At 47.1% G+C, this 6,350-nt stretch carries 5 protein-coding genes and 2 pseudogenes; 4 read left to right on the top strand and 3 right to left on the bottom strand.

The annotated features are described in order from the left end of the window. Window positions 1–358: 358 nt before the first annotated feature. Window positions 359–1,378, top strand: coding sequence for an alpha/beta hydrolase (locus tag MiSe_RS47095; protein ID WP_226593981.1), 1,020 nt, complete (start codon window positions 359–361; stop codon window positions 1,376–1,378). A 47-nt stretch (window positions 1,379–1,425) separates the two neighbouring features. Beyond that, window positions 1,426–2,328, top strand: a complete 903-nt coding sequence (locus MiSe_RS47090) for an SDR family NAD(P)-dependent oxidoreductase (RefSeq protein WP_226593979.1) — start codon at window positions 1,426–1,428, stop codon at window positions 2,326–2,328. A 43-nt stretch (window positions 2,329–2,371) separates the two neighbouring features. Here the strand turns inward: MiSe_RS47090 and MiSe_RS47085 are convergent, their stop codons facing one another. Together MiSe_RS47085 and MiSe_RS47080 are read right to left on the bottom strand one after the other, a co-directional pair. Beyond that, on the bottom strand, window positions 2,372–2,656 hold the full coding sequence (locus MiSe_RS47085) for a DUF3303 domain-containing protein (protein ID WP_444980642.1): 285 nt from the start codon (window positions 2,654–2,656) through the stop codon (window positions 2,372–2,374). An 11-nt stretch (window positions 2,657–2,667) separates the two neighbouring features. Next, a complete protein-coding gene (locus tag MiSe_RS47080; protein WP_226593975.1) occupies window positions 2,668–3,294 on the bottom strand; it encodes an antibiotic biosynthesis monooxygenase family protein in 627 nt (208 codons plus the stop codon). A gap of 127 nt (window positions 3,295–3,421) precedes the next feature. Here MiSe_RS47080 and MiSe_RS47075 point away from each other — a divergent pair, with 127 nt between their 5' ends. Next, window positions 3,422–3,763 (top strand): hypothetical protein, encoded by a 342-nt coding sequence (locus MiSe_RS47075; RefSeq protein WP_226593973.1) that lies wholly within the window; start codon window positions 3,422–3,424, stop codon window positions 3,761–3,763. Between the two features lie 12 nt (window positions 3,764–3,775). Further along, window positions 3,776–4,935 (top strand): annotated as a pseudogene (locus MiSe_RS54345) (aldo/keto reductase). Between the two features lie 154 nt (window positions 4,936–5,089). On the opposite strand, the pseudogene MiSe_RS47060 reads toward MiSe_RS54345, so the two are convergent. Further along, a pseudogene (locus MiSe_RS47060) lies at window positions 5,090–6,226 on the bottom strand (RNA-guided endonuclease InsQ/TnpB family protein); the annotation flags it as partial. Window positions 6,227–6,350: the final 124 nt, after the last annotated feature.

The raw sequence follows: 6,350 nt of genomic DNA, 5'->3' as shown, positions 1-6,350 counted from the left end.
CAAAAGGCTTTTGATGCCGTGCCCCTACTAGGGGTTTGTATTTCACCAACCACGGCATAAATCAGATTTATTGCTCACCAAAAGGCTTTTGATGCCGTGCCCCTACTAGGGGTTTGTATTTCACCAAGTTGCAAACTGCTATATAGCGTCTTGCAGCCGTATGACCTACACCTTCGTTTGTGTAGCGGCACCCTTAAGGGTGCCCGCACACAGAGCATCACTGACTTGCAATCTGCTGTACCCAGTCACAAGTTGAGGTTCAGCAAGATTTTGATAACTCCGCGCAAGAATTCAATATCTCTGCCAATGGCTCATTCCGTACATTAAGAGCATGAAAGTTGATTCAGGAGTCTCGATCGTGAAATTACGTTCTCGCTTGTGGGCCATCTCTCTTATCGTTTTAGGTAGCGCTACTGCCGTCACCGCCGCCTCCGTTCATTCTCAAGCGTCTTCACTGCTGAGCCAACGTTCCGCCCTACAACCGGGTATCAATCGCGTCACGTTTCAAAGCGAAGGCGAAACCCTGGTGGGGAATCTTTACCTGCCTGCTAATTACAAACCAGGCGACAAACTGCCGACGGTAATTGTGACGGGTGCTTGGATGACCATCAAAGAGCAAATGCCTGCATTGTACGCACAGAAATTAGCCGAGCGCGGATTTGCTGCCTTTGCTTTCGACTTCCGTTCTTGGGGTGAAAGTGGCGGTAAGCTGCGGAGTTTCGAGTCTCCTACCGCTAAAATTGCTGATATTAAAAACGCCGTGTCTTTTCTGCAAACGGTGGATGTTGTAGACGCCAATCGCATTGCCGGATTGGGCATCTGTGCGAGTGCAGGTTACATGGCAGTTGCCACAGCAGAAGACTCTCGAATTAAGTCTTTGATTACCGTTGCCCCGTGGATTCACGAGCCTCAAATTGTTGACACCGTGTATGGCGGCAGAGCAGCAGTAGAAAGCCTGATTGCAAAGGGTCGAGCAGCAGAAACGAAATTTAAGCAAACCGGACAAGCGGATTATGTTTTGGCAACGAGTAAGACGGACAAAACAGCCGTGATGTATGGCGACATTGACTACTATCAAAATCCCCAAAGAGGTGCGATTACCCAGTGGGAAAATCGATTTGCTGTCGCATCTTGGGCGCAATGGCTGACGTTTAATCCCATGCCCGTTGCCCAGCAAATCAAAGTTACGACGCTGTTTATCCATAGCGAGAAAGCGGCAATTCCCGACGGTGCGCGGCAGTTTTTTGCGGCGATTCCCGGTCAGAATAAACAGTTTAAATGGTTGAGCGATCGCACCCAATTCGACTTCTACGACCAGCCAGCTACAGTTGACCAATCGATTTCAGCGATCGCCAAGCACTTACAGTCCTCATTCTAAATTCGCCTGCTCATTTCTCGTCCTTTTTTGTCGCTTTATCGGAGGTTATGATGTCATGCTCGCGTCGCAATATTCTAGCTACAGCAGCCGCTGGAATTGCCGCTGCCATATCGACAAAAAGCTTCGCTAATGCCGCTACTCCAGAATCTAACCCCAATCCTCAGAATGCTACTCAATTGGCTAGCACAATTAACCCCCAAGGCGAATTTGCTGGAAAAGTGGTTTTAATTACTGGGGCAACTTCTGGGATTGGCAAAACCACCGCCGAAGCTTTTGCTCAACAGGGTGCAAAAGTCTTTTTCTGCGGTCGTCGCGAGAATTTGGGAGCGCAGGTAGAACGAGATATTCGGGCGCGGGGTGGAGAAGCTACCTATATGCGGGCAGATGTTCGCAAAGCTGAAGATGTGAAAGCATTTGTTGATGCTTGCGTCGCCAAATACGGTCGGCTGGATATTGCTTTTAACAACGCCGGAATTGATTATCCACCCGCACCGATTGCCGACACTGCGATCGCTGAATTCGATGATTTAATGAATACCAATGTTCGCGGCGTTTTTCTCGGCATGAAATCCGAAATTCCCCATATCCTCAAGACGGGAGGCGGAGCCATTATCAACATAGCAAGTATTGGCGGACATCGAGCTTTTCCTAATATTATTGGCTACGGAGCTAGCAAAGCTGCCGTGATTCACATGACCAAAATGGCAGCGCAAGAATACGGCAAAACAATTCGGATTAACGCTGTTTCACCAGGAGCAATTGATACACCCATGCTCGATCGCGTCAAACGCGACTGGAAAGTCACCGAAGAACAACTGGTTGCGCCCTATCCCAGCAAACGAGCCGGACAACCCAGTGAGGTTGCCAGCATGGTTCTGTGGCTGGCTTCTGGTGCAGCTTCCTATGTTTCAGGTGCCAATTTGAGCGTTGATGGGGGCGGATTGGGCTAGCATAACATTCACTTAATTCCACGAACCATTGATCGTGAATAATTTAAGAGCGATCGAGGAATGGAGCGACGACTTCTTGAGTTTCTTTACTACTCACTACCGGAACAATTTCAAAAGTTACTCCAGAACCACGCCACTTCAAAATCCATTCCTGAAGTAAGCGCAAATCATCGCACTCCATGAGCTGGAAACATCTACTGAAATTTGGCTCTACCCAACTATCAATGTATTTGAGTCCTTCAGGCAACATTCTGCCTTCATTACGAACACGTTGATAAATTGGTAGCATGTCATTGTCTTTGAAGCGCTCAATAATCATAAATAGCATTTGGTAGTTCTTCAATCCTGGCTATGAACAACATGAACGACGTTGTATAAATGGAACTCATTGCGAGCTAAACCTTCCCAATAAGGCTTGTCCGGATTAAATCCTGGCTGCCTAAGAATTGCTTCAAATGCTTCCTTATTTTCCCACTGACCGTAATTAAACATCCGCGTTCCATCTAAACTACGGTGAAATGTTGCAGAAATTAGCCCTGGTGTATCATTCATTGCTCTATCTAGTTCAGCAGTTGTTCGTTTCACCATTTCTGGTTGGTTCGATGGCATCATGCGAAATTCTGCCAGATGTGTAATACGATTGCCTGCTACAATTTCAACTTTTGCCGATACCGATCGACTAGCAGAAACTTCTAGTTGCAGAGAATCAGGGGGAAAAAATTCGCCGAAAATAGTAGGACGTGGCAAGCTACGATGGTCGAATTTAGGTTGCCATTGGCTGTAGGTGAAGACACGAACTCCGTCCAAACTTTGATGGACGCTGGCTGACAAAAAATAAGGATTAGACTTCCAAGATGGGATTTGTTGTGCAACAATTGCCTCAACCAAACCCGACTGATGACGTTCGGCAACGGTGTATAAATCTAAACCAACGATCGCGTTGTTAGTTCGGTCAATTTGCACCATATCCGCTCCTCAATTCCTGTTAGACTGTATCCTGGCTTTAATGCTAAATGCCAAACAATAACCTGACAACTACCGTCTCCACCCAGAAACGAAGCCAACTAACGCTCAATTATATGGACAGTTTATCATGAAATCAATTGATGATTATCTAGCTGCATGGAATGCAGACACTTCAGAGGCAAGGCATAACTTGCTAATCAACTGCATGACAGCTGATGTAATTTATCTCGATCCGCACGTCCCAGAGACAATTGAAGGGATTGCAGGAGTACTAGCATTAATCGAACGATTTCGAGAGCGTTTCGATCATCGGCTGAAACCGGAAGGAAATATTGACACTCATCACCATGTTTTTCGGCTGCGCTGGTGTTTGCAGCGCGATACTGGAGAGATATTGTCAAAGGGATTGATGGTTGGCGATCTGACCTCTTCTCAAATGATTCAGCGTGTAATTCATTTCGTTGATTAAAGGAGTCATTTTATGTCTGTCAATCAGTACTATACCCTCGGTCGATCGGGCTTGCGCGTCAGCCGTTTAGCACTAGGCACTTCGGACTTTCGGTACGGAATGGGGTTGGGGTGCGGATGAAGACACTGCCCGCCAACTGTTTAACACCTATGTGGATGCGGGAGGAAATTTCATCGATACCGCCGATCTTTACACAGGTGGAACGAGCGAAACTTGGTTGGGGAAATTTATTGCCGAAAGGAATCGGCGCGATATGCCTCCGGCACGCTTCGCGAACGCACAGTTATCGCCACGAAATTCAGCTACAATGCCGAACCAGGAAACCCCAACGCAGGCGGAAATGGGCGTAAAAACATTATGCGGGCAGTAGAAGGCTCGCTCAAGCGCTTAGGAACAGATTACATCGATCTCTATATTCTCCACACTTGGGATACCATCACCCCTGCCGAAGAAGTGATGCGAACGATGGACGATTTGGTGCGTTCTGGTAAAGTCCGTCACATCGGATTGAGCGATACGCCTGCTTGGTATGCCGCACGCGCGCAAACTTTGGCAGAATGGCGCGGTTATGAGCCTTTATCTACCCTGCAATTAGAATACTCTTTGGTGGAACGCAACATTGAGCGAGAGTTTGTGCCATTGGGAGTTGAACTCGGTATGGGAATTATGGTTTGGAGTCCTTTAGCAAGCGGTTTACTAAGTGGTAAGTATAAGCCTAGCGAAGGTGGATATACCGGGGAAGGACGACTAGAAACGGTGAAAGGAATCTCGAATCCGGCGTTTCAGAAAATTAGCGATATGCCTCCCTTCGCTTGCGCGAACGCAACTGGAAAATCGTATCAGAATTAGAACAAGTCGCGAAAGAATTAGGTTGCAGTATGGCCCAGGTGGCAGTAAATTGGACAGTTAATCGCCCTGGCATTGCCTCGGTTATCATAGGTGCGACAAAATTATCCCAACTAGAAGACAATCTCAAAGCACTGGAATTTGAGATTCCCACCGAACTTGCCAACCGTTTAGAACTCGTCAGCCGTCCTGAACCTCAATTTCCTTATAGCTTCTTTGGCAACGAAATTCAGGGTATGATTCATGGCGGAGTTGCTGTTGGGAATAAACCTGTTGGATATGCTCCCAATCTATTAATTCAATCCGCTGGTGCTGGAGTTTCCTAGCTGAATATCGCTCGGGAATGCGAAATAACTAACTCTGACTTTAACAGATCTCTCCAATAATCCTTGTGGGGTGGGCATTCTGCCCGCCTTTGAGCCGATCTTTTGGAGAAGTCTAAGTAAGAAAGGTGCAAATAAACAGAAGTATGTAAGTGAACTACCAGACACCAACCGCTGAGGCGGTATGGTACTGGCTTCCCAATTCAACGGCAACCGCCTCTACAGTCGTAGACTTACGCCCAAACCGCTTTGGTCTTACATTGCCTCCAAGGGCAGTAGCGTTAGTTCCTAGCGCCAATATCCGCAAGCCTTCATTTTTGATGTTGATTGCTGCATTCACGTCTCTGTCATGATGCGCGTGGCAATGGGGACAAAGGAAAGAACGCACGGAGAGATCCATCTTTGGAATCGGTAGCAGCGTCGCATTGCACAGATGTGATGAGGGAAAGAATCGCCCGATTTCGAGGTAGATTTTCCCATCTTGCTCTGCTTTGTATTTGAGCATGGTTTGAAACATTCCCCATCCAGCATCAGATACTGACTTGGCTAGAGTGTGGTTTTTGACCATGTTCTTGACTGCCAGATCTTCTACAACAATCACTTGGTTCTCGTTGACTATCTTGCGGGATAGCTTGTGTAGAAAATCTTCTCTCACTCTGGAAATTAAGACATGCACTTTAGCGAGTGCAACTTTAGCCTTACGACGTTTGTTGGTAGTTTTATCCTTCTTGCGCGATAATATGCGCTGTTTGCGTTTCAGTTTGCGTTCATGCTTTTTGAGATGCTTCGGATTGTTGAATTTAGAGCCGTCAGACGTGACCGCAAAATCAATCAATCCCAAGTCAACTCCAATTGCTTTACCTTCACTACTGGATTGAGGCTTTTCAATTCCGTCATCCATCAGCACAGATGCATAGTATCGACCGTCAGGCATTCTCGATACGGTGACGGTTTTGAGCTTGCCAACACAGTCCCGATGGATCTTTGCCTTGACCGTTCCCAGGTTGCCAGGGAACTTAATCGCAGAATCGCTTAAAATCTTGACGTTCTGAGGATATTGAATCGACTGCCGACCGTGCCGAGATTTGAAGGTTGGGTACAGTGTTCGCCCATCAAAGCCATTGATAAACGCCTGAGACAGGTTCAAAACGGATTGCTGCAAACATTGGGAATAGCATTTTTTTAGCCATTCATGCTCTTGCTTCCAGATGGGGATCTGTTTTTTCATGTCGTAGGCAGACAAGCCTTTACCCGTCTCTTTGTAGGTCAACGACATGACCGAGAGAGACTGATTGTTGAACTAAGTCAGAGAGTCACCCCTCTGACTCGTCTTCAGAACCGGACGTGAGACTTTCACCTCATCCGGCTCCTCAGTTACAAGGTGCTTGTCACGCATACCAGCCATATCCTGAGCGGTT

The organism is Microseira wollei NIES-4236 (assembly GCF_020521235.1).
Lineage (GTDB): Bacteria > Cyanobacteriota > Cyanobacteriia > Cyanobacteriales > Aerosakkonemataceae > Microseira > Microseira wollei.
The sequence above is the reverse complement of the archived record's forward strand: the minus strand, read 5'-3'. Positions and strand labels throughout refer to the sequence as shown.